The organism is Neobacillus sp. WH10, from assembly GCF_030123405.1.
Lineage (GTDB): Bacteria > Bacillota > Bacilli > Bacillales > Cytobacillaceae > Neobacillus.
Genome location: NZ_CP126110.1, coordinates 4619659 through 4643904, shown reverse-complemented (window position 1 = coordinate 4643904; position 24246 = coordinate 4619659). Strand labels below are relative to the sequence as shown.

The 24246-nt window shown below is 37.4% G+C and carries 20 protein-coding genes and 1 riboswitch; of the genes, 12 read left to right on the top strand and 8 right to left on the bottom strand.

The features are described from left to right. The first annotated feature begins 389 nt into the window (after nt 1-389). The gene (locus QNH20_RS22775; protein WP_283923483.1) at nt 390-2756 is read left to right on the top strand and encodes a universal stress protein; all 2367 of its coding nucleotides are present in this window, start codon (nt 390-392) and stop codon (nt 2754-2756) included. An 83-nt stretch (nt 2757-2839) separates the two neighbouring features. On the opposite strand, the gene QNH20_RS22770 is transcribed toward QNH20_RS22775, so the two are convergent. Beyond that, nucleotides 2840-3217 carry a Na-translocating system protein MpsC family protein gene (locus tag QNH20_RS22770; RefSeq protein ID WP_283920212.1) on the bottom strand — a complete coding sequence of 126 codons (378 nt, stop codon included), beginning with the start codon at nt 3215-3217 and terminating at the stop codon, nt 2840-2842. 495 nt (nt 3218-3712) lie between these two features. Further along, a riboswitch (cyclic di-AMP (ydaO/yuaA leader) is annotated at nt 3713-3856 on the top strand. A 434-nt stretch (nt 3857-4290) separates the two neighbouring features. Between QNH20_RS22770 and QNH20_RS27155 the strand changes: the two genes are divergently transcribed. From QNH20_RS27155 to QNH20_RS22740, 7 genes are all read left to right on the top strand, one after another. Then, nucleotides 4291-4368, top strand: coding sequence for a potassium-transporting ATPase subunit F (locus QNH20_RS27155; RefSeq protein WP_481858114.1), 78 nt, complete (start codon nt 4291-4293; stop codon nt 4366-4368). Nucleotides 4369-4391: 23 nt separating this feature from the next. Then, entirely contained in the window at nt 4392-6065 is a 1674-nt protein-coding gene (kdpA, locus tag QNH20_RS22765) for a potassium-transporting ATPase subunit KdpA (protein WP_283920211.1), read from the top strand. A 34-nt stretch (nt 6066-6099) separates the two neighbouring features. Further along, the gene (gene kdpB / locus QNH20_RS22760) at nt 6100-8127 is read left to right on the top strand and encodes a potassium-transporting ATPase subunit KdpB (protein WP_283920210.1); all 2028 of its coding nucleotides are present in this window, start codon (nt 6100-6102) and stop codon (nt 8125-8127) included. A 28-nt stretch (nt 8128-8155) separates the two neighbouring features. Continuing rightward, nucleotides 8156-8710, top strand: coding sequence for a potassium-transporting ATPase subunit KdpC (gene kdpC / locus QNH20_RS22755; protein ID WP_283920209.1), 555 nt, complete (start codon nt 8156-8158; stop codon nt 8708-8710). Nucleotides 8711-8804: 94 nt separating this feature from the next. Beyond that, nucleotides 8805-9215: a CBS domain-containing protein gene (locus tag QNH20_RS22750; RefSeq protein WP_283920208.1), complete on the top strand. Its 411-nt coding sequence runs from the start codon at nt 8805-8807 to the stop codon at nt 9213-9215. 98 nt (nt 9216-9313) lie between these two features. Beyond that, entirely contained in the window at nt 9314-10384 is a 1071-nt protein-coding gene (locus tag QNH20_RS22745) for a pyruvate kinase (protein WP_283920207.1), read from the top strand. Between the two features lie 251 nt (nt 10385-10635). Beyond that, complete coding sequence (locus QNH20_RS22740; RefSeq protein WP_283920206.1) at nt 10636-10818, top strand: hypothetical protein; 183 nt, start codon at nt 10636-10638, stop codon at nt 10816-10818. A 215-nt stretch (nt 10819-11033) separates the two neighbouring features. Here the strand turns inward: QNH20_RS22740 and QNH20_RS22735 are convergent, their stop codons facing one another. The 7 genes from QNH20_RS22735 to QNH20_RS22705 form a co-directional block, all read right to left on the bottom strand. Beyond that, a complete protein-coding gene (locus tag QNH20_RS22735) occupies nt 11034-12200 on the bottom strand; it encodes a Ger(x)C family spore germination protein (RefSeq protein WP_283920205.1) in 1167 nt (388 codons plus the stop codon). Further along, entirely contained in the window at nt 12200-13720 is a 1521-nt protein-coding gene (locus QNH20_RS22730) for a spore germination protein (RefSeq protein ID WP_283920204.1), read from the bottom strand. Before QNH20_RS22730 ends, QNH20_RS22735 begins: the two co-directional genes overlap by 1 nt. Further along, on the bottom strand, nt 13710-14786 hold the full coding sequence (locus tag QNH20_RS22725; protein WP_283923482.1) for a GerAB/ArcD/ProY family transporter: 1077 nt from the start codon (nt 14784-14786) through the stop codon (nt 13710-13712). The genes QNH20_RS22730 and QNH20_RS22725 overlap by 11 nt, the downstream gene beginning before the upstream one ends. A 276-nt stretch (nt 14787-15062) precedes the next feature. Further along, nucleotides 15063-16118, bottom strand: coding sequence for an ABC transporter permease (locus QNH20_RS22720; protein WP_283920203.1), 1056 nt, complete (start codon nt 16116-16118; stop codon nt 15063-15065). Further along, a complete protein-coding gene (locus QNH20_RS22715; RefSeq protein WP_283920202.1) occupies nt 16115-16840 on the bottom strand; it encodes an ABC transporter ATP-binding protein in 726 nt (241 codons plus the stop codon). Before QNH20_RS22715 ends, QNH20_RS22720 begins: the two co-directional genes overlap by 4 nt. Before the next feature lie 205 nt (nt 16841-17045). Continuing rightward, nucleotides 17046-18575, bottom strand: coding sequence for a DHA2 family efflux MFS transporter permease subunit (locus QNH20_RS22710; RefSeq protein WP_283920201.1), 1530 nt, complete (start codon nt 18573-18575; stop codon nt 17046-17048). Between the two features lie 197 nt (nt 18576-18772). Next, a complete protein-coding gene (locus QNH20_RS22705; protein WP_283920200.1) occupies nt 18773-19387 on the bottom strand; it encodes a TetR/AcrR family transcriptional regulator in 615 nt (204 codons plus the stop codon). Between the two features lie 393 nt (nt 19388-19780). Here QNH20_RS22705 and QNH20_RS22700 point away from each other — a divergent pair, with 393 nt between their 5' ends. The 4 genes from QNH20_RS22700 (at nt 19781) to QNH20_RS22685 (ending at nt 24166) form a co-directional block, all read left to right on the top strand. Beyond that, nucleotides 19781-20344 carry a putative ABC transporter permease gene (locus QNH20_RS22700; RefSeq protein WP_283920199.1) on the top strand — a complete coding sequence of 188 codons (564 nt, stop codon included), beginning with the start codon at nt 19781-19783 and terminating at the stop codon, nt 20342-20344. 218 nt (nt 20345-20562) lie between these two features. Continuing rightward, the gene (locus QNH20_RS22695; protein ID WP_283923481.1) at nt 20563-21261 is read left to right on the top strand and encodes a response regulator transcription factor; all 699 of its coding nucleotides are present in this window, start codon (nt 20563-20565) and stop codon (nt 21259-21261) included. A 3-nt stretch (nt 21262-21264) separates the two neighbouring features. Further along, a complete protein-coding gene (locus QNH20_RS22690; RefSeq protein ID WP_283920198.1) occupies nt 21265-22641 on the top strand; it encodes a sensor histidine kinase in 1377 nt (458 codons plus the stop codon). Between the two features lie 211 nt (nt 22642-22852). Further along, on the top strand, nt 22853-24166 hold the full coding sequence (locus tag QNH20_RS22685; protein ID WP_283920197.1) for a VTT domain-containing protein: 1314 nt from the start codon (nt 22853-22855) through the stop codon (nt 24164-24166). The last annotated feature ends 80 nt before the right edge of the window (nt 24167-24246 follow it).

Sequence of the window (24246 nt, the reverse complement as noted above, 5' to 3'; positions counted from 1 at the left end):
TTTTTTTTGTCCAAATCTAATCGATGAAAAATTCATTGATGGTTTAAATAAATTTTATATGCTGATTTTTTCCTATAGAGCTAAGAAAATATAATGAATTTTTATTAATAAAATATTGGAATTGGCAAACTATTTATGATATTCCTATAGTAGGTATGTATATAAAAAAAGAGAAATCAAATCTATAAGATTTTATTATTAAGGCTTTTTTACTCTTCTTTCTTCAAGCAATTACTTATTTATTGATTTTGGACTGTGATTTTCATAGAGTAGCATGATACATTTGAATGATTACACATACTAGATATTTAATGCTTTTCATAAGAATTATTGAGGGGAGTAAGGAGTGCTCTCCTATTTTTGTATATTTATGAAAAGGGGGGGCAATGATGTCGGACAAATTTCGAAGAAAGTCACCAGAGGAATTCTTACAATCCATTTATAAGGTTCAACGCGGCAGATTAAAAATCATCCTTGGGGCTGTTTCAGGCTCAGGAAAGACTTTTAATATGATATTGGAAGGTAATGAGCTTAAGAAAAAATCAATTGATGTGGTCATTGGAATTATAAGTGCATCCGACCGCCCTCATACCATTGAACAAATAGGGGAATTAGAAAGCGTTCCACCAATTGAATGGATGGAAAATGGAATCCATAAATATGATTTGGATTTACCTGCTATCATTGAAAGAAATCCTGAAGTAGTACTTGTGGACGAATTATCACACCGTAATCGTCCTGATGCGTTATATAAGACAAGGCTTGAAGATGTTTTAAAGTTAATAAGTAATAATATTAGTGTAATTACAACAATAAACATCTATGAATTAGAAGGGGTCAAAGAGGTTGCAGAAAAACTGTTGGGTATTAAGGTACAAGTAGACCATTGTGTACCAGATAATACTCTTTCGATGGCAGATGAGGTGAAGCTTTTAGATGTAACTCCTGAACAAATCCTAAATCGAATTCAAGATGGTTTTATCGATGAAGTACATGAAGAAAGGAGAAAACGGCAAACATTATTCAGGAGAGATAATTTGGCCGTTTTACGTGAACTTTCCTTACGCTTTTTAGCTGGTGAAGTGAATGAAGAATTAGATGACTATCGTGAAAAACAGGGGTTAATTGGACCATCGGGTGCTACGGAGAGAATTCTTGTTTCCGTTCAATACCATTGGAACGGATCAATTTTAATACGCCGAGGCCAACAAATTGCAAAACGTTTAGGTGGGGAATTATATGTCGTCTGTTTTCGTTTACCCAATAAAAAGCTTTCAAAGGAAGAGGAGACTTTTAAGAGATCCATTATTAAGCTAGTTGATAAAGTTGATGGAGAATTTGAAGAAGTACCATTAACTAGAGATGAAGTAGCGGAGGAAATTGTTAACTATGCAACGAACAAGAACGTTACCAGGATTGTAATGGGGCAATCAAAACGAAGCCGCTTTGAGGAAATAATTTATGGATCAATTATAAATAAAATACTGCGTAAAACAAGGAATATGGATGTTTTTATTGTGGCGGACCGTACTGAAAAAAATGGTGAAAGAGTAATCCCAGCTAAGTGGAAGGAAGATAATAAGAAAAATCCATACCATCGTATGACAAATCAAGAAGTGGAAGAACACATAGATCGGATTAGACGAGGAAATTTAAAAGTATATATAGGCGCAGCACCAGGTGTTGGTAAGACCTATACCATGCTTCGTGAGGCCAACCTATTAAAAAGAAAAGGTTTGGATATCATCATTGGGCTACTTGAAACACATGGAAGAAAAGAAACATTTGAACAAATCGGGATCCTTGAATTAATACCAAAGAAAAAAATTAATTATAAAAATGTGGTTCTCGAAGAAATGGATACAGAAGCAATTATTAAACGGAATCCAGAAGTTGTACTAGTCGATGAATTGGCGCATACAAATGTCCCTGGGAGTGATAATAAAAAACGTTATCAAGATGTGGAGGAAATTCTAAAAGCAGGAATTTCTGTTATTTCAACAATGAACATTCAACATTTAGAAAGCTTGAACGATAGTGTCGAACAAATTACTGGGGTTCGTGTCCGTGAAACAGTACCGGATCAAGTGCTAAGAATGGCAGACGAAATTGAACTTATAGATATTTCACCTAAAGCACTTAGGGAACGAATGCGTGAAGGAAATATTTATGCAAATGAAAAAGTAGAACAAGCTCTAAGTCATTTTTTTAAGACAGGTAATTTAATTGCTCTGCGTGAATTAGCTTTACGTGAGGTTGCCGATGATGTAGATGAAAGACTTGAGTCATGGGAGAGAAAGCGGACATTAAGGGGTCCATGGAGAAAACAGGAGGTTATTTTTGTTTGTGTAAATTTACGTCCTGACAGTGTACCTCTTATTCGGCGAGGGTTTCGAATAGCTTATCGGTTAAAAGCAGAATGGTATGTTGTTTACGTTCAAGATCATTCACCGCTAACTGAAGAGGAGGTAAAGAATTTCGAGAACATCAAATTAATGACAGAACGACTTGGTGGAATCTTCGAAATGTATGAAACTTCTCATCACCGACAAGTAGTTGGGGAATTAGTGCAACGGTTAAATGAAAAAAATGCAACACAAGTGATTATCGGCCATTCTGCACGGAAGAGGATAGAAGAAATTTTAAAAGGGTCAGTGGTACAAAGGTTACTTCGGGCTGTGCGTCATTTGGATGTATTAGTTGTTGCAGACCATCAACCTGAAATTGTTGATCGAAGCAAAAGTAATCTTAATTAATATATTTAACAAGGATAGAAACCCTTAAATTATTGTGGTTTATTGGGTTTCTATCGATTAAATTTAAATGCTCGGAAAGTTAATTAAGACTGCTTTTGTTCTAAATATTTTTGTAAGTCCTTATCTACGATAAAAACTTCAATTCTTTCTCCAGTTTTTGTACTAATGTCGCTGTGGCTGGAGAGAACTTTACATTCGGTTATTTTTTCTACAATCTCTTCGAAATCTCGGCTGTACATTTCACGTAGGACCTGCCGCATTTTTTTCACTAACATTTTACCTTTCTCATGACTGACAAGGTGTTTTTCCTCTGTTGTTAAAACGCCTTTAAAGCGAGTAATCACCATGTCTTGTACGATGTATGTTTTAGCTTCCTGGGGGCCGCGTCCTAAGAGATCCCGTTGGAATTTAATAAATGCAGCACTAATTTCTGCTTCCATCCTTTTAATTAACATAGCCATAGATTTATATCCCCCAAAATTTAATCAAAATAAATGTCATATTTATCCCGCATTAACGGGCAGTAAGTCCCCCACTTCAAGACTTTGAGGTACAAAAAGGATAAGTGGGGGATCAACTGCCCGTAAAAGCCCGATTGGTGAGATACAGTGAAACTTGCCGATGTGCTTTTCATCGGCTTAGTTGAACCAATCGGGTTGGTACTGTCTCTTTATCAAGGCGATAGCCTTGATATTAGAGACAGTAGAACGGGACTAACAATCAGTGGGGGATGAAAAAACCCCCACTGATTGAAGTTTCACTTTATGCACACTATAATACTTACAGAATAGCAGGAATGTCAATAACATTCGAATTGATGAAATAAAGAGGTAACGCAAGGAAACGTTAGAATTAAAGTGATTTATTTAAATATTTGGTTGAAAATGACGGTTTTTAGCCAAAAATGAGATTTCACATATTTCTACAAAGGGATTACAATATTGTCAAAATTAACAATTGCATATCGGCCAAATCCTGAAACAATCAGGAACGGAGGAACCAATTTTTATGGGGTTAATTCTGCAATAAGCAGGAGGGATGAGAGACTCTTTCGCCATCCTACCCGTCAGCTAACTTCGTCGGCTAAAGCGAAGGAGGTCATAAGACCACCTTTTTCAAGGGGCTTTTTTTGTTGTGTGTTCAGCAAAAGAGCAGCTTGAATTTTAAAGTAGGTCTTTTTATTATGCCTATTTTTATGAAAAAGGAACATGGAAGACAGAACGCAAAGAGAGCGATATGCTTGCTAGGCGTTAAGTAGACCAATGAGTACTTTTTCTCCAGAATATTGAAATTACGATGCAGCCTTCATGGTTATCTATCTTATTGGATAGAAATCATGGTGTGTTTGCTATTAATTTCAATGGGGAAAAGTAAACATTGGTCTATTTTTATTCCGTGGATGATTTTCAGGATGGGAGGGAGAAATAATTATGGATTTTGTTTCTGTTGGACTTATTGCAGTATGTTTCATCATGTTTTTCGGTTTTATAAAGTTTTGCGCCAGCGTAATTGAGGAATAGGGGAGTGATAAATAATGATTTTATTATTGGTAATTGTTGGTGGGTTGGCAATCTATTTAATTGATGCATTAATTCATCCTGAAAGATATTAATTTTTTACTCGGAGGAAAACAAAATGGATTTTTTACAAATAACCATAGTGTTGGTTTTGGTTGTTATCCTAGCAATACCTATGGGGCGATATATAGCATCAGCATTCTCTTTAGAATCGACCAAATTGGATAGAGTTTTCGGTGGCATAGAAAAATCAATCTATAAAATTTCTGGCATACAAGAAACTGATATGAAATGGCAGCAATACGCTAAAGCTCTTTTATTAAGTAATCTTGTGATGTTCGGGATTGGATATATCATTGTGCGTTTCCAGCACCTACTCCCGGGTAATCCCAGTGATATAGGGGCCATGGAACCTCTCTTATCATTTAACACTATTGCCAGCTTCTTAACAAATACAAACTTGCAGCACTATAGTGGAGAATCTGGGTTATCTTATTTCTCTCAAATGATGGTCATTATTTTTCTGATGTTCACTACTCCAGCCACTGGTTTAGCGCTTTGTATCGCCTTTTTCAGAGGTATTACAGGTCAGAGAAGCATCGGTAACTTTTATGTTGATTTAGTACGTGCACTCACACGTATTCTTATTCCATTATCGATTATTGTTGCCTTGTTCCTTGTTGGTCAAGGAGTTCCACAAACATTGGAACCGACTGTAACAGCCCATACAGTTGAAGGTATTGTACAAAAGATAGCTCGAGGTCCTGTTGCTGCATTGGAATCTATTAAACACTTAGGTACAAATGGGGGTGGGATCTTTGGAGTGAACTCTGCTCATCCATTTGAGAACCCTACACCGCTTTCGAATGTAATCGAGATAATCTCTATGTTTTTAATACCAGCTTCTTTACCATTTGCTTTTGGACGAATGAGTAAAAACCGGAAACAAGGTATTATCTTATTCACAGCAATGGGGATCATCTTCCTCGGATTCCTGTCACTAGCATACTTTAGTGAAGCTAATGGAAATCCTGCCTTAAAGGGAATTGGTCTGTCACAGGAAAACGGCAGTATGGAAGGGAAGGAAGTTAGATTTGGTCTTGCTCAGTCTGCACTATTTACAACGGTAACAACTGCTGCTACTACAGGTTCAGTTAACAATATGCATGATACATTGACTCCTCTCGGAGGGCTTGTACCACTGGGTCAAATGATGCTTAACTGTGTGTTTGGAGGAGACGGAGTAGGGTCTATCAATATATTAATGTATGCCATCTTAGCCGTATTCTTAGCTGGCTTAATGGTTGGTCGTACTCCTGAATTTCTGGGCAGAAAAATTGAAGCAAAGGAAATGAAATTGATTGCTATTACGATACTGATTCATCCGTTAATCATATTAGTGCCATCCGCTATTGCACTTGCCACTAATATGGGGACAGCTGCCATCTCCAATCCTGGATTCCATGGTCTTTCCCAGGTAGTGTATGAGTTTACTTCATCAGCTGCCAATAACGGATCTGGATTTGAGGGGCTAGGAGACAATACCCTATTTTGGAATATTTCGACGGGTATAGTCATGTTGTTTGGACGATATTTCTCCATGATTGCCATGATAGCAGTGGCAGGATCAATGTTGGCTAAAAAACCGGTACCTGAGACACTTGGTACCTTCAAAACAGATAACAGTACATTTATGGTTGTTTTACTCGCTACAGTATTGATTGTAGGTGCTTTAACATTCTTCCCAGTACTTGCGCTAGGACCAGTGGCAGAATGGCTGACCATACGATAATGAAAGAAAACAGAATGTAAAGGAGTATTCCTATATGAACACAACGCGTAAAAATACGCTCAGTAAAGAGATTGTTAAAAATGCGATAAAGGATTCATTTAAAAAACTGAATCCAATGTTAATGGTAAAAAATCCAGTTATGTTTGTTGTAGAAGTAGGATTCGTTATTACCTTTTTATTGTCGATTTTTCCTTCTCTTTTCGGTGGAGAATCAGACGCATTGTATAACGGCTTAGTTAGCTGCATTTTATTTATTACAATCATGTTTGCTAATTTTGCAGAAGCATTAGCTGAAGGCAGGGGAAAAGCTCAGGCCGATAGTTTAAAGAAAACAAAACAAGATTCGAAAGCGAAGCGACTACAAAAAGATGGCAGTTATACAATTGTTGATTCAACCGAATTGCGCAAGGGTGATGTCGTCCTAGTAGAAGCAAACGAAATGATTCCTGGAGATGGTGAAGTAATAGAAGGGGTTGCCTCAGTAGATGAATCAGCGATTACCGGTGAATCTGCTCCAGTTATTAAAGAATCAGGTGGTGATTTCAGTTCGGTTACAGGTGGTACTAGAGTAACCAGTGACAGCATAAAAGTAAAAATCACTGCTGATCCTGGTGAGTCCTTCCTTGATCGGATGATTGGTTTAGTGGAAGGGGCGAAACGCCAAAAAACACCGAATGAAATCGCGTTAAATACACTTTTAGTTAGTTTAACACTAATATTTTTAATTGTATGTACAACGCTTGTTCCTATTTCTTCATATGTTAATGCTAATATTTCGATTGCAACTTTAATTGCATTGCTTGTTTGTTTAATCCCGACAACCATAGGCGGTCTTCTTTCGGCCATTGGTATTGCAGGTATGGATCGTGTCACTCAGTTTAACGTCATAGCAATGTCAGGTAAAGCAGTGGAAGCAGCTGGAGATATTAATACAATCATTCTGGATAAAACGGGTACGATTACACATGGTAACCGGATGGCAGCATCTTTTTTAGCAGTTCAAAATATTGCTCAGGATGAATTAAACCGTGCAGCAGTGGCTAGTTCACTTCATGATGATACACCGGAAGGCAGGTCTATCATTGAACTAGGTAAAAAATTTAATACTGTCCTTCCAGAGATTTCTGGTACAGAAGGAGTAGAATTTAAAGCGGAAACTCGGATGAGTGGAACTAATTTTCCAGATGGTATGGAGGTACGTAAAGGGGCGGTTGATGCCATTAAAGCATATGTGAAGGAGCAAGGCGGAGTAGTTCCAGTCGACTTGGAAGAAAAGGCAAAGGAAATTGCCGTCGAAGGGGGAACTCCTTTAGCTGTAGCTGTTGGAAATCGTATTTTAGGATTAATTTATTTGAAGGATACCGTGAAGGCTGGCATGAGAGAGCGGTTCGATGAGTTAAGAAAAATGGGGATAAAAACAGTCATGTGCACAGGTGACAATCCTTTGACTGCTGCAACCATTGCAAAAGAAGCCGGCGTAGATGACTTTATTGCCGAAGCAAAACCTGAAGATAAAATTGCTGTTATAAAAAAGGAACAAGCCGAAGGGAAATTGGTCGCAATGACAGGTGACGGCACAAACGATGCACCTGCACTTGCACAAGCGGATGTTGGCCTGGCTATGAACACTGGAACAACGGCGGCAAAAGAAGCGGCTAACATGGTTGACTTAGACTCTGATCCAACGAAAATCATTGAAGTTGTATCAATAGGAAAACAGCTGCTGATGACGCGTGGTGCTTTGACAACGTTTAGTATCGCGAATGATGTTGCTAAATATTTTGCCATCATTCCTGCCATTTTCATGATAGCTATACCTAAGATGGAAGCACTAAACATTATGAACCTTCAAACCCCAGATAGCGCCATTCTTTCAGCACTCATTTTTAACGCCATCATAATACCATTGCTTATTCCATTAGCGATAAAGGGTGTTAAATATATTCCAATGAGTGCAACAAAATTATTAAACCGCAATCTGTTTATATATGGGTTTGGCGGTGTCGTGGTGCCATTTATAGGTATCAAAATAATTGATATCGCATTAAGTTTGTTTATTTAAAAATATCTAACAAAAGTGGTGAGGTTAAATGTTAAAAAGTTTAAGGCTTTGCCTTGTTTTATTAATTATTTGTGGGATTGCCTATCCATTGGTTGTAACGGGCATCTCAACAGTAACGATGCCTGATAAGTCCAAAGGCAGCTTAATTGAAAGTAATGGAAAAGTGGTTGGTTCTGAGCTAATTGGACAGATGTTTAAGGATCCTAAATATTTTAGTGGTCGGGTATCTTCTATTGAGTATAATGCAGCCGGATCAGGTTCTAACAATTATGCCCCTTCCAATAAGGACATGATTGAACGGACAAAAAAAGATATTGAAGCCTTTATTGCTGCAAATCCTGATGTGAAGAAAGGAGAAATACCTGCAGATTTATTAACAAACTCTGGTTCAGGACTTGATCCACACATTTCTCCATTAGCAGCAGAAATACAAGTTCCTCGAATTGCTAAGACTAGAGGAATAGAAGAAGCAAAGATCTATCATTTAATAAAAGAAAAAACAGAAGAGCGTCAACTGGGGGTTTTTGGTGAGCCTAGAGTCAACGTTTTAGAATTAAATATGGCATTAGACCAAATGAAGTAGGTTGTCCAGAACCAGCAACTATTCCTTGAAAGAACAAGATTATGCGAAATATCGGTTCATAAAAAATTAGCAGATATAAAGGATAGTGAGTTACTTGAATATAGCATTTTTTCTTATACCTAAAAATGAAGTTGCGTATATAAAGTATGAATCGACCATGAGGCAAGCCTTAGAAAAAATGGAATATCACAGATATACAGCTGTTCCCTTAATAGATTGTGATGGAAGGTACGTTGGTACATTAACGGAAGGGGATCTGTTATGGAAAATAAAGAACACACCAAATTTTAATTTTGAAAGCACTAGAAAAATTTGGCTAAATGAAGTACCTCTTCACAAAAAAAATCAAGCAATCTCGATAAATTCAGAAATCGAGGACATTATTTTAAAATCAATTGAACAAAATTTTGTTCCGGTTGTCGATGATGATAATACATTTATTGGTATCATCCGAAGAAGAGAAATTATTGATTTTTGTGCAAAAAGAATTTTTGCTTCACCATGATTCCTAAGTATTTATTTTCTTATACAGAGAAAAATAGTTGTCATAGGAGATTTACGAGAAATCTTATCAAAATTTGAATATGCATTTGAGGTGATCCTATGTCGATAGATCGTATTTGTACAATTGGCCCTGCAAGTAATGATAAATCCGTTCTTACTGAATTGATTAATCATGGTATGACGATTGCCAGATTGAATTTTTCTCATGGGACATACGAAAGTCACAGTAACGTTATTCGATTAATAAAATCACTTAGTAATGAGATGGGACGACAAATAAAAATTCTAGGGGATTTACAAGGTCCCAAAATTCGATTAGGTAAAGTTAAAGGTGAAAAAGTCACTCTCAAAACGGGACAGGACTTTACACTTGTTTGTGATCAAATTATCGGTAACGAACAACAGGCAAGTGTTGACTATGAAAATTTAGTCAAAGATGTCCAACCAAATAATCGTATCTTAATTAATGATGGCGCCGTAGAATTGTTGGTTACTTCTGTAGATCAGACTAAAGTTGTTACAAAGGTCAGGTCAGGCGGAGAAATTTCTTCTCATAAAGGAGTGAATTTGCCAGGGGTTGTTACAAGTTTGCCCTCAATAACTGAAAAAGATAAATTAGATATTGAATTCCTATTACAGGAAGAAATTGATTTCATTGCTTGTTCATTTGTACGCAGAGCGTCTCATATCAATGAAATCAGGAATTTTATTAAAGGCAAACAAGGGCATGTTCCCCAATTGGTGGCGAAAATTGAAACCATTGAGGCGATCCATAACCTCCAAGAAATATGTAAGGAGACTGATGCCGTAATGATTGCTAGAGGTGATCTAGGGGTAGAGCTGCCCTACCAATGGATTCCACTTTTGCAAAAAGCTATGATTAGAGAATGTAATCGGTTGAATACCTATGTCATTACGGCTACACAGATGCTTCAATCAATGGTGGATAACCCTATACCAACCCGGGCAGAAGTCATGGATGTATTTCAAAGCGTTTTAGATGGAACAAATGCTGTCATGTTGTCGGCTGAAAGCGCTGCAGGGCACTATCCGGTTCAGAGCATCGAAACATTGAAGCTTGTGTCTCAATTTGCAGAATGTGTTAGGAAAGAGGAGCCATTTGACTTTACAGATATGTTGAACTTATTGAATAATACGATAAGTTGTTAATTGTTTTTTTGTAGAGAAGTTGACCCTTCTCTTTTTTTTATGAAAAAATTAAATGGATTGTAGTATTCAGCAGAAGGGACATTGGATTTTGACATGTAAATGATAAATTAGGATTAAATAATGCCATGGAAATATAACTAAATACAAAATAAAATAACAGCTAAGAAAATTCCTAATATAGGCAAATACCTATTCCTCTTTAAATATGGACACATATAGTATTTTGAAACAATTTGAGGAGGAGATAAAAAATGCAAAGACAATTCTTTGGAGGCCCTATGGGTTATGGAGGATATCCAGGTTATCCTGGTTATGGCATGGGATATGGGGGTTATCCTTACCATCATTATGGGTATGGCTATCCTTTCCACCATCATCATTATGGATTCCATCATGGATTTTATCCGATGCACCACCACGGGTTCTGTTGCTAACTTAAAAATGTATTTAACCCTGGAGCGCGATGTCTCCAGGGTTTTAAACTGTCGTAAAAGAAACCAATTAGATACGATAGTAAGGGTCCTTAGATTACTTAGAAGGGCCCAAGAGCAGTGATTCATTTGAAATTCATAATTCTTGGATAAACGACTATCTAAGTCTAGACTCAAAGCTATAAAAGTACAAAATGAATCAAAAGCAATAAACAGAATTAATCTATAGTAGGTTTTTTCCGTTGTTTAGCTCCATTGACCAATTTCACTTTTATATCCAGCTTAATGGAATCTTTCGTTAACGGAATTTTTCCATTATATTCTGCCTGTTTCCAGGCTTTTACTTTTTTTCGATAAAGAACCTCTGATAGTCGAAACACATCTGCGTCGATGCTAAGTCCCTTTGAATAAGTTTCCATAACTTGTTTTTTTATTTCCTTTTCTGTTTCTGTTGCTAACCAATCAAGATTCACTTTTTCTACAAGGACAAGAACAACAGCTTTAGCTTTGATCTTTACATTAAAATAAATATTTGAATTTTTTACGATTGGAATTACCTTTACCTTTAACTTTTCAATCACTATATTAAATTTTGGTCCTTTTTTACTTTTTACCTCTATCCCGTCTCGAACAAAATCTTTACTCATCCACCTAAAACCTATGGCGTGATCGTTTGTTATGTCTCCCTTAAGAGCATCAGCTGTAGTAACAGCAATCCCATCTATTTTAATGGCATCATGCCCCCCCTTATCTGTCACCCATGCTTTTTCAGAAATGCTTATGAAAGGCATAATTACCTCGTGCCCAGGCTCGTCTATCGCAATAAGCAGTTCTCTCATATCGATTGGACGAATAAACGAACTTTGATGAAATGCGGCTTTTGGATCACTTAGCCTTGATAGTGCGGTAGACAAATCAAGAATTGGAGTAGTAACGAATACTTTTGAAAGGGGTTCCTTCGTTGCATAAATCCAAATGCGATAGCGTGTCTCCCGATAGCGATCCAACATATCAATGGTCGATTTGATCCCCACTTGTTTTAGGGCATCTTCAGTGAAAACAAGATAGGAAAGATGGCCCCAAAAAATGCGTCTTTGGGCACTTTTATAGAGGTTGAAGACTGCTTTATCAAACGATTCTGCTGAGGCATGTCCGACTTCAACATTTTCTTGAGCCCCTCCAGGACCGCTGGACTCAGATTTAGCCATTAATCGTAAATTTATCACTTGTAAATAAACGGTATAACGGCCATCCTTATAATCCACTCCAATCCCTTGAGCATATACCATTCGCTCTGATTCAGTTGTATCCCAGCAACCGGCAATCGGAATAACAGTCAGCACGATCAATGTAAGAAAAAAGTGTTTTATCAGTTTTCTCCTCATTAGGATTTCCCTTCTTTTCGGGTAGGATCGTTAGGGTTCAGAGAGTTTACTCTACTGACTTTTTTAGAATCGGGTAAACGAAAAACAGTTTTTAAGATATTCATCATATCAATACGGGTGACTAAGCCTAAATAAGGAACTCCAAAAATCCGAATTTTAGCAATGTAAATTAAAATAATATAGATTGATATAAAAAAACCAAAAAAACCAAAAAGGGAAACGCAAAAGATGACAAAAAACCGTATTATAGAAATTGTTCCAATTAACCACTGGTTTACCAGTGTAAAAGTAGCAATAGTCGAGCCTGAAATGACAACAAGCATGGCAGGATTTGTTAAACCTGCTCTAATTGCCGCATCTCCGATAATAAGTCCGCCTATTACACTGAGTGTTTGTCCTACTGCAGTTGGCAAACGCAGGCCAGCTTCCCTAAATAATTCGAAAATAAGCAGCATTAATAAGGCTTCGAGAGCAGTGGGCAGAGGAACTCCTCTTCTTGATTCTACAATTGTTGCTAAAAGCGTGAGCGGAAGCTGATTCTGATGGAAAGAAGAGAGGGCAACCCAGAAACCCGGAAGGAAAGTAGCCACAAGAATTCCAAAAACTCTCATTAATCGCTCAAAGGAGTTAAAAGCATAGTTCTGCTCTTTATCTTCGGTACTCTTTAACAGATAGAATAGGTTTACTGGTGTTATATAAGCATAAGCAATCCCATCGATTAAAATTATGATTCTGCCGTTAAGGAGAGATTGAACGGCAAAGTCCGGCCGTCCCGAATAGGCATGACGTGGAAAAAGACCGAATGGGTTTTTATCTAGTAATTCTTCTAATTGTGTACCGCTGAAGAGTCCATCAATATCAATAGCTGACAACTTTTCCATGATGTTTTGTAAAATTTCCTTATTAGTAATATCGTCTATATAAAGAACAGAAACTTTCGTTCTGGTTCGTCTGCCAATTTCAAGCGATTTACTGGCAAGCGAGGTTGTTCGAAGTCGTTTTCGAATTAATGCGATGTTGATTGAAATGTCTTCGATAAAATTGTCACGTGGGCCTAAGATACTTACTTCAGTTTTTGTTTCTTCCGGGTTTCGCTGTGGCCGTTCCGAAATGTCCACTAGAAAAATGCTTCCCGGTATATTAAAATTCAACAGCAATTTTCCGGAAAAAATCTCTGAAACTGCTTCATCTTCATTTTCTACCAATTTTAGAGAAGGGAGGCGAAGGAGTTCGAGAATCTTTTCCTTGCTAGGTTCTACTTGTAATTGCGAAAAAAGAGCTTCAAGACGTTCGGGAACCGTTTGATAAAGCATTTCGTTTCTAACTAACCCTTGACAGTAAGTCAGCATCACCTTGTGCTGATTAAATGTAAAAGGCTCAAATTTTACATCTTCGTTTTTTTTGAATAACTCCCGAAGAGTTTGTTCGTTAAGGGACTTAGCGGCTGTTGGAATATCCTTTTCATCAGGACTTTTAGCTATATTTAGTGTGGTTTTCTTTTGCTCTTTCTTAAACATCATTGTTCGTCCTCCAAATTTTTCTTTCAAAAAACGCTGCCAATAGACCGAGGAAAACTGATAAGCCTAAGAAGAACCAAACTGTAAATGGTAAAATGATTGCAGATAAAATTTCCATGAATTGAAAATCAGTGATTGGCAGTAATGGTATTGCAGTAATTGCAGCTAAAATAAATAACAGAAACCATTTTTGTTTTTGTTTAAATGGGAGATATTCCCTTATTAGCAGTAAAAATAATGAAATTCGGACAAATGCTCCTGATAGCCATTGGTAGATGGATAAAAAGTCCACGTGTTCAATAAAATTTCCCAGAGAGGCCAGTCCCCATTCCTCGTATGGAGGAAATCGCTGTTTTGATGCTTCCACGGGTCCAAATTCAATCACAGCCCCTATAAGAGGGCCAACTGTTAACAATGTTAAAAGAATTGAAGCTATTACAAAATGGCGAAACCGAATGGGTGTTTCAGTTTTGTGTTGAAGAAACAGAAGAAGCATTAATTCAACCATCCCTGAACATTGGTATACTGTACCTTTTAAAACAGGCCGAAACCCATGTTCGAGAAAGGGCATAAGAAGTGAAAAATTCTTGTATTGAAAATTGGCAAACGCCACAAAAAAGCCGAGAATAATAATAAAAAATAAAAGAAAAATATTAACGATACTCAAGGTACGCAGACTTGTTCCTGCCAGCACCCAACAGACCAAAGCAAAACAAGATGCCAGCAAAAAAAAAGGGGTCTTCGGGAGGAAAGTAATATTGACCCAAGTAATTGTCTCCCTTAATGTAACCCCTGCTAAAAGGGTAAGATAAAGGATAATAATGAAAAAAAAGATATTGCTCAGCCCTTTTCCAATATTTTTTTGCATCCATATATTCAAGTGCTCCTGCCTTGTTTTTTTATGAATAAAAAATAGAAGAGGAATCCAGAGAAGTACCAAAAAAAGTGAAACAATCACACTTAACCAAGAATCTCTTCCTACAGTTTGTATCAGTGGTGAAATAATAGTGACATGATTCTTTAAGCCAACTGCAGTCATAGATAATAGGATTAATTGAAATACTGTAATTGAATCTGACTTCTTTATAGCTATCCCCCCTAAAAGTATAATTATGGTAAATATTATTTGTAGTTCACTTTTAATTATTCTTGTAATATTTTTTTATAGCTCTTGTATTAAATTGGATGTAATTTTAGCCGCAAAAGGATTGGGTTGGAAAAGCAGCTGAATTGCATTTGACGAATGTTAATACAATCTTGGCAAAGTGGTGGCATGGAGCAGAGGGTTAAAAGCAATAAGATAAAGTAACAAAAAAAGTGGGGATAAACATAATCCCCACTTTTCTTATAATTTCCGATACTTTTTCAAGGAAAAGATATTAAGTATGATAAATATTGCAGCGAAGATTACTAAGGCCAAAAGGTCCCAGCTAATCTCACTAAAACTATATCCTTTATACATAACGCCCCTTAATGCATCGCCGGCATAATACATAGGGAATGCCTTTGCAATCGCCTGGAGCCAATCTGCCATTCCCTCTAGAGGGAATATCCCTGCAAAAAATATTTGTGGAACGACCGCGATCGGGATAAATTGCATCATTTGAAATTCGGAAGCGGCGAACGTTGACAACAATATTCCTAACGATAATGCCACCAATGCTAAGAGCAAATTAATCAGAAGTACATTCCATATCGATCCAACGAGCACGATATCTAATACATTAATAGAATAAAAAACGACAATAACCGTTTGAATAACCGCAAACATCCCATAGCCGACCAAATAAGCCGTGACAATTTCTCCTCTTTGGATCGGGGTTGATAATAACCGTTCTAATGTTCCCGTTGTTCGTTCCCGTAATAATCCAATACCTGAAATGATAAAGACAAAGAAGAAGACAAAAAAACCAACGAATATTGGACTTAAAACATCGAAAAACACCGTTTCTTTATTTCCATAAATATAGTTTGTTTCAATCTTTTTAGGCATCATCCCTGCTAATGCCGGATTTTGCTGGATGAGTTTGGACATAGAAAGAGCTGAAACCGTTTGGTTTACCTTCGCTTGTAAGCCCTTTGCGGAACTTGGGTCGTCATTTTGGAGTGTTAATTCCATTTTTCCATTTTCCTGCTGCAGCAGTCCGTTAAGGTTATCATCAACCACCGTGCTTTTTGTAACTTTCTCATATTCTTTTACCTTAATGTCGGCATCTTTTAAGGCTTTTATAAGACTAGAATCAACCCCCACGACACCTAATTTTGGTTTAACGGTATTCCCATTAAATAAAAAGTACATAAGGGTTAAAATTAATAGCGGAGCCATAAACATTAATGCTAATGTTCGTTTATCACGAAGCAGTTGCTGACAGATTCTTTTGATTAATGCCATAATTCTCATGACTGTTTCACCCCTGCTTTCAGGAATACCTCATCGAAATCGTCTGTTTTGAATAAAGCTTTTAACTCATTTGGAGTGCCGCTCGTTAAAATACGGCCATCGCGAACCATTGCAACATAATCACATTTAACCGCCTCATCCATCACATGGGTGGTCACGATAATCGTTTTTTCTTCTTCATTTTTCAAACGTAATAATTCAGCCCAAATGGACAATTTCAATTCCGGGTCAATTCCTACAGTTGGCTCATCTAAAATCAAAATTTTCGGATCTTGAATGAGCGCAATCGCCAGGGATAAACGTCGTTTCATCCCGCCAGAATAGGCAGCTACCCGTTTCTTTAAATCAGCTGTCAGATTAACCAGATCGGCCGCATAAGTGATACGCCTTTTCTGTTCTTCTTTATTCAACTTATAAAGCGATGCAAAAAACTTCAGATTCTCTTCACCTGTTAACTCAACATACAAGGCATCGGATTGCGCCATGTAACCAATTTCCTGTAATAACTTCAGATTCGGCACTTTCCTGCCCAAAACATGAATCGAACCTGTGTCGCACTTTTCCATGCCAACGATCATTTTTACTAGCGTTGTTTTCCCTGCTCCTGAAGGACCGATTAATCCGAATAATTGGCCTTTCGGGATGGTTAAGTTAACATCATTCAAAACGGGGTTTTTGCCAAATCTTTTATTCACCTGTTCCACTTTAATGGTTGAATCCATTCTTGTTCCCCCTCGTAAAGGTAAATCGTTCTTATTATTTATTTTACAACTCCAGACGATTTAAACAATGAACAGAAAGATGAATTATGTCTATAATTTGAAAAAGGGATAAAGTGGCTGGAAGTATCCTTGACCAAACGCGACAAATTCTTAAAGACAGTATTATATAAAAAAATAGGGATGACATTTCGTCACCCCTAACGGATTAATTTTCTACTAATTTATTTACCGTTTTTTGATCAACTGGTTTCACTTCGTTCGGGTCATCAGCTTGTTTTGAACGTTTGATAAAGAAAGCAAGGATAAGAGCAATACTTGCAATTCCAACCGATACGACGAAAGAATCATTAATTCCTTCCAACATCGCTTTCATTGCAATCTGTTGCTTTATTTCAGCTACTACATCTGGAGTAGGATTCTCCGTTAAGTGTTTCATAGCGGATGCGGCTAAATCTTCCGCATGTGTTTGCGTCCGATTTGTCATGATCGTAACGAGCAGCGCAGAACCAATTGCGCCTGATACCTGCTGCAATGTACTGTTCATCGCTGTACCGTGTGGATAATAACGCGCAGGTAATTGGTTTAAGCCATTTGTCATAACAGGCATCATCACCATGGACATCCCAAACATCCGTGCTGAATATAAAAGAATTAAGTGTGTATAAGATGTATCAAGCGTTAATTTACTGAAAAAATAACTTGTTAGAATCGTAATCGATAAGCCGATAATAGCCAAAATGCGGCCGCCAATCTTATCAAATAATTTCCCGGTGATAGGGGACATAATTCCCATCAGTAGTGCACCTGGAAGCATCATCAAGCCAGATTTCATTGGAGTAATCCCGCGAATTGTTTGGACATAGATCGGTAATAGCAGCATTGCTGAAAACATCGCCATAGAGATAACAACAGAGATTGCTGATGATAATGCAAACATTGGGTATTTATAGATTCTGAATTCAAGCATTGGTTTTTCAAGTTTAAATTGACGGAATATAAACAGAATTAATGAAATCGCTCCGACAATAATCGTTCCATATACTTGTGGACTATCCCAGCCTTTATCACCCGCTGAGCTAAATCCGTACAACAATCCTCCAAAGCCAATACTTGATAACACTAGCGACAGGAAGTCAAGACTAATCTCGACTTTAGCTTTTTTATCCTTAAGTAAGAAAAACCCGATTAAAAGGACAATCACTGCAATCGGAGAAACAAAGTGAAATAACATTCTCCAGTCATAATGTTCAAGCATCCAACCGGATAATGTTGGGCCAACTGCAGGAGCAAAAATGAAAATGAGCCCGAAAAGCCCCATCGCTCCCCCTCTTTTTTCAGGTGGAAAGCTATTTAACATCACGTTCATTAGCAGTGGCATCATTATCGCTGATCCAGAAGCTTGGATTAGCCGAGCAACTAACAATACAGGAAAGGCAGTAGAGAATCCTGCTAGAAATGTTCCTACTGTAAATAAACTAATCGCGGTTAGAAATAACCTTCTAACGGAATATTTTTGAATCAAAAAGGCTGTTGCTGGTATCATAATCCCATTCACAAGCATATAACCTGTTGACAGCCATTGAACAGTGGATGCACCCACATCTAAATCCTTCATGATCGATGGTAATGCAACATTCAATAGTGTTTCATTTAACATGGAAATAAAAGCACCAATCATAAGGATGGCAAGAATCCCATATGGTGGACGTTCATTTTTTATATTGGTTGTTTCCATTATTGTCCTCCTTGAACTGTTAGTTCATTTTCTTATACCTTAATTTCAAGTACTAACAATAATATCACCAGCACCTCAATTTTTGCAATAAAAAAATTTTCCAATACAGTACATCAGTTACTGCTACTTGAAAGTTATCAGCCTTTAATTATTATCATTTTGACACAATAGAAAAAGTGAAGATGCTCTAACTGTCTTCACTTAGCTTTACTATATAGCCCTGAAACCTGTCTAGGCCCTAAAAGGGTAATTCGAGCTAAAATCAATGCCATTTCTCGCGGTGATTTTTCCATACCACTTTCTAACCAATGCTGGATCACACCGAGGTGGGCCGAGCAGACATAGGCAATGAGAAAATCAACTGGCACAAGCATGTCTTCTTGATTTATTTTGGAGAGGATATTTTGATAAAAGGTCCTTTTAATTAATTCCTTCAATTTTTCCTGAAAGGATGCGTCTCCATTTGGACCCAAGACAGCCTTCATAAAACTAGAATTCTCGTGTAAGTATTCAAATAAGTAAACAATAAACGGAAATGGCTCCTTTTGACCATCAAAGCTTAAGGCATCTTCTGGATTGATCTTAAGAGTTAACTTATTGATCCCGTTGATAATTTCTTCTTCGCATTGCTCTAATAAATCGTATTTATCCTCATAATGTAAATAAAAGGTTCCGCGATTAATATCCGCTCTTTCGGTTAGATCACGGACGGTAATCGCTTCAAATCCTTTTTCCTCCATTAGCAAAGTAAGAGCGTCGCGGATCATCCGCTTTGTTCGAATAATTCTTCTATCTGCATGCCGCTCTGACATGTCCACATACCCCCAGTAAACTTTTTGTCCGAAAAATAAACCTGAACTATGGTTGTGTTAATTAATAGACAAAACTGATTAATTTATTGTTTATTTCTATCGACGGTAAACCAATTATAATAAACTTATTGATGTATAATCAACATAATGTTCATTTGTTTTGACGCATCGTTGTTATGATCGTTTTCTTTGTAAATTTAGAATTTAAACAAAAGATTAAATCGCATATTAATGCTTAGTTTACCGTGTTAATTTTGGTCACTAACAACACCAAGAAAACTTACTTGATGTCTGGCTATTTTTTGTGAATATAAAGGAAGCTTTTGGTATATTAGGTGGCTTGGTGGCTAAACCTATTGTGGTAATTTACCATTTAAGAAAGGTGGTTAAGCCATGATTTTAAGCTTTGTGATTCAAGATCCGGAATTTCTTACTATTGATGGAGCTGCGGCTATTGTGTTTTATTTCACGGTGTATTCGTTCATTGGCTGGTTGCTTGAAAATAGCTATAGCTTTTTTACAAACCGGGAATTTTTTAAAGAGAATTTTTTATTTGGCCCCTTTAAACCGATGTACGGCTTTGCCCCGGTACTCTTGGTTTATTTGATTTCACCTGATACAAACTGGGCTATCGCTATCTTTTTATGCCTTTTCATTCCGACCCTTGTCGAATATGTAAGCGGGGCAATGCTACAGAAATGGTTCCATAAGCAATGGTGGGATTATTCAGATACACCGTTGCAGCTTCATGGTCATATCTGTTTACCCTTCTCCATCTGCTGGGTGTTCTTATCACTTATTTGTTTAAAATGGGTTCATCCTGCAATTGCTTTTATGTATGGAGTCATTGAACCATTTTGGATATGGGTCTGGGTTACGGCAGGACTATACTTCCTTGCTGATCTCCTATTAACAATTCGAAAACACACCTTACAAAATTTAGCAAATGGTGCCTGACACCATTTGCAATAAATGCACTCCTTCTATGGTAAAAAAGAAGGAGTTTTTGGCGTTTATCAGTAGTTAGTTTCTTGAAGTGCAGTATACATAAATGATTAAATTTCAATGAAAATATGAATGATAGGAAAAAATAGTGCTACATTGTAGAAGAGGATTACTCACATAATATTTTGAATTCCCCGCCTTGGGATAGACACTAAAAAGGAGGGCTTATTATTAATAAGCGAATTTTAGTTGTTGAGGATGAAAAACAAATCGCAAAAATTTTAAAGATTGAACTTGAATTTGAAGGCTATGATGTGGTTGTTGCCTATGACGGTAAGTCAGGATTGCAAGCCGCATTGAACGATAAATTGGATTTAGTCCTATTGGATGTCATGCTGCCAGAAATGAACGGGATTGAAGTGTTGAGAAAAATACGAGTAGAGAATAACCTGCTGCCTGTCATCCTACTAACGGCCCGGAACATGACTATGGATAAGGTATCTGGACTTGATCTAGGAGCAAATGATTATATTACTAAGCCATTTGAAATGGAGGAAGTATTGGCAAGAATTCGGTCATGTCTGCGTCAGAATTCCATTGTTATTAAGGCGCAGCAGCCTGAAGAAACTCTGTTATCCATAAGGGATTTAACCGTAAACCTTGATACAAGAGAGGTGATCAGGGGTAGGGTTTCGATTACCTTAACGCCCAAGGAATTTGATTTGTTAGCCTATTTGCTTACAAATAAAAATAAAATTGTCACACGTGAAAATATTATTTTTCATGTGTGGGGCTATGAATACGAAGGGGAAACAAATGTAATTGATGTGTTTATCAGACATTTACGAAAGAAAATCGAAGAAGGCTTTTCAGACCCTACCATTATTCAGACGATCAGGGGGATTGGATATACAATAAGGGAGAAGTAGCAAATGAAGATTACGACCAAAATTAATCTGATCACAACCGCATGGATACTTTGTGTGTTAATTGCTGTAAACACAGTAGTCTTTTTTTCGTTTTTGAATATTACGGTCAATATGGAGGATAATACCCTTTTTCAAAAGGCAGGCCAATTGATAAAGAAGTTAAATCAGGATGATACTCCTGCAGCTATTAAAGAAAAATTAACCCCATATCTGACGCCTCATTCTTTTATTAGGATCATTCAACCTGACGGAAAAATTGTTAACCAAGTAACAAATGATACGCACTTGGCCGCAAAAATAAAGCCGCAATTTGCTAGTGAAAAAGGGACGGAGAGGCGTGCAGTTAGGTTAAAAAATCAAGAAGAACAAATTGCGATTGTCAGGGTACCAATCCAAGCAGACGGGCAGATTACAGGCACACTTGAGTTCGGAGAGAAATTAACCGGATTGGAATTGGGAAAGGACTTATTACTTTCTATTCTTATTTTTTGTACGATTTTAGGAGCGGTATTATCCCTGCTGGGGGGCAGGTGGCTGTCCAATCTGATTATGAGACCAATTTCAAATATGATTAATACGATGGAGGACATAGAGCAAAGTGGGATCCCTAAAAAAATTGTCATCCAACATGAAACAAAGGATGAACTGCAAAAATTAGCGGTAACGTTTAATCGAATGATTGAAAGACTGGAGGCAAACCTGGAAAAACAGAAGCAATTTATTTCAGACGCTTCGCATGAATTAAAGACCCCGCTAACGGTGATTAAAAGCTATGCAGATCTTTTGTTAAGACGTGGGACACGGAATGAAGAGGTTGCCCATGATGCCATTGAATCCATTCATTCAGAAGCTACGAGAATACAAAGAATGACAGAAAAATTTCTCGATTTAGCCGATACAGAATCAGGTAATCTGTTAGAAACGAAATCAATCAATTTAGTAGCCCTGTGCGAGAATATACGTAAACAGCTGAAAAGTGCTTATAAGAGGGAAATTGACCTCCATTGTCAGAAAGCTTCTATTACCGCCATTGCTGAAGAATTAAAGCTAAAGCAGGCAATCATCATTTTAATTGATAATGCCATTAAATACAGTTCGGAGAAAATCGATGTGTATTTAGAGGAAAAGGAAGAATTTATGGTCATTATGGTGAAAGATTACGGGATTGGCATACCTGAGTCTGAAATAGTTAATATTTTTGAACGTTTTTACCGTGTGGACAAGGCTAGAAGCCGGGAGACGGGAGGAACAGGTCTGGGTCTGTCAATAGCCAAAAATATTATGAAACAGCATCATGGAGAAATTAAAGTAAAAAGTACCGAAGGAGTAGGAACGGAAGTTGAATTGTACTTACCTAAAGGGAACCTGCCTTTCAAATGAACAATATTCTAATCATATGGTAGCCCTTTTATTTCTAGTTTATATCATTTTACCAACGGTACTGATGCGGGACAGCGGCTGGGGAATGATCAGAAGGATTATAAAGGCAAGTCCTTTGCTATCAGACTAAATGCATGACGTTTGAATTAGTTATGCTGCCCAATTTTTTTCATAGAGCTAGGGCATAATAGTAACAAAAAGGAGGACAACCTTGAGCAATTATACAGCATATATCGATCAGTACGGGTATATTGTCCTTTTTGCGGCCTTATTTCTTGAATTAATTGCTTTCCCATTACCGGGAGAAGTCCTTATGAGTTACAGTGGGTTTTTGGTTTTTCAAGGTCATCTAAATTGGCTCGTAAGCATCTTAATGGCAGGAGCGGGAGCTTGTACGGGAATGACATTATCCTATTGGATCGGGTTTAAATTAGGAAAACCCTTTTTTGTAAAATACGGACATCGTTTTCATTTGGGACCGGAAAGAATTGAAAAAACGTCACAATGGTATAGCAAGCATGGAAATAAGTTGCTGATTATCGCCTATTTTATCCCTGGAGTCAGACATATCACTGGTTATTTTTCAGGAATAACAAGGCTTCCATTTCGGAAATTTGCGCTGTTTGCCTATAGTGGTGCATTTATTTGGGTGACAACATTTATTACGCTTGGCAAGATACTAGGTCCCCAGTGGGAGCAGTTTCACAGTTCTATTAAAACATACCTCATTATCGGGGGGATCATTGCTGCAATATTGATGATCGCTGTCTTTATCATTAGAAAGTACAAATTGGAGTTGAAAGACGCAGCAGTAAGAGCATTGAATATCACTTTGAATATATTCCATTCCCGAAGACGGGTAGGACTTCTTTTAGGGATAACTGCGGCGCTGACCTTAGGTCTAATTATCTTAATGATAGGGATGATCCAAGATTTCCTTGCGGGAGAATTCTCGGACTTTAATGAAATTGTCAATTTGTTGGTTTCATTAACTTTTAGTAAAGACTGGACCGAGACTATGCGGATTTTCTTACTCATGGGTTCCAGACAGGTACACCTTTTGTTGATTACTCTTACAGTGTTTTGGATTTTATGGAAAGGTCGTGATAAGCGTATAGAATTTTTGTCTCTTTGTCTTGTGGCAGGTGGCGGCGAGATCTATGAGGAAAGCTTAAGGAAAATTTTTCACAAGCTCTCACCTGTTAATCAATCGATGATGGATAATCTGTTTCATAGCTTTCCGAGTGAACAGTTGCTCATGACGATTGTCATTTACGGTTTTGCCGTATTTCTCTTTGTGCGTCATAGCAGAAAGGTATGGGTTCATACTGTTATTCCGATAGCGGTTTTGGTTTTGTTAATTCTAATAGCCATCAGTCGTTTATATTTTAATATCGAGCTCCCAAGTGATGTTGCTGCAGGCTGCGTTTTCGGAGGAGTATGGCTGGGGTTAAATATTCTACTTCTAGAAATTTATCGGATATTAAGAAATATGGATTCAACGCCGATTAAGCAGGTCGGATAAAGGTAAGCATAATAGAAATAGGGGAAATGGTGCCTGACACCATTTCCATTAAATACACTCCTTCTATAGTAAAAAGAAGG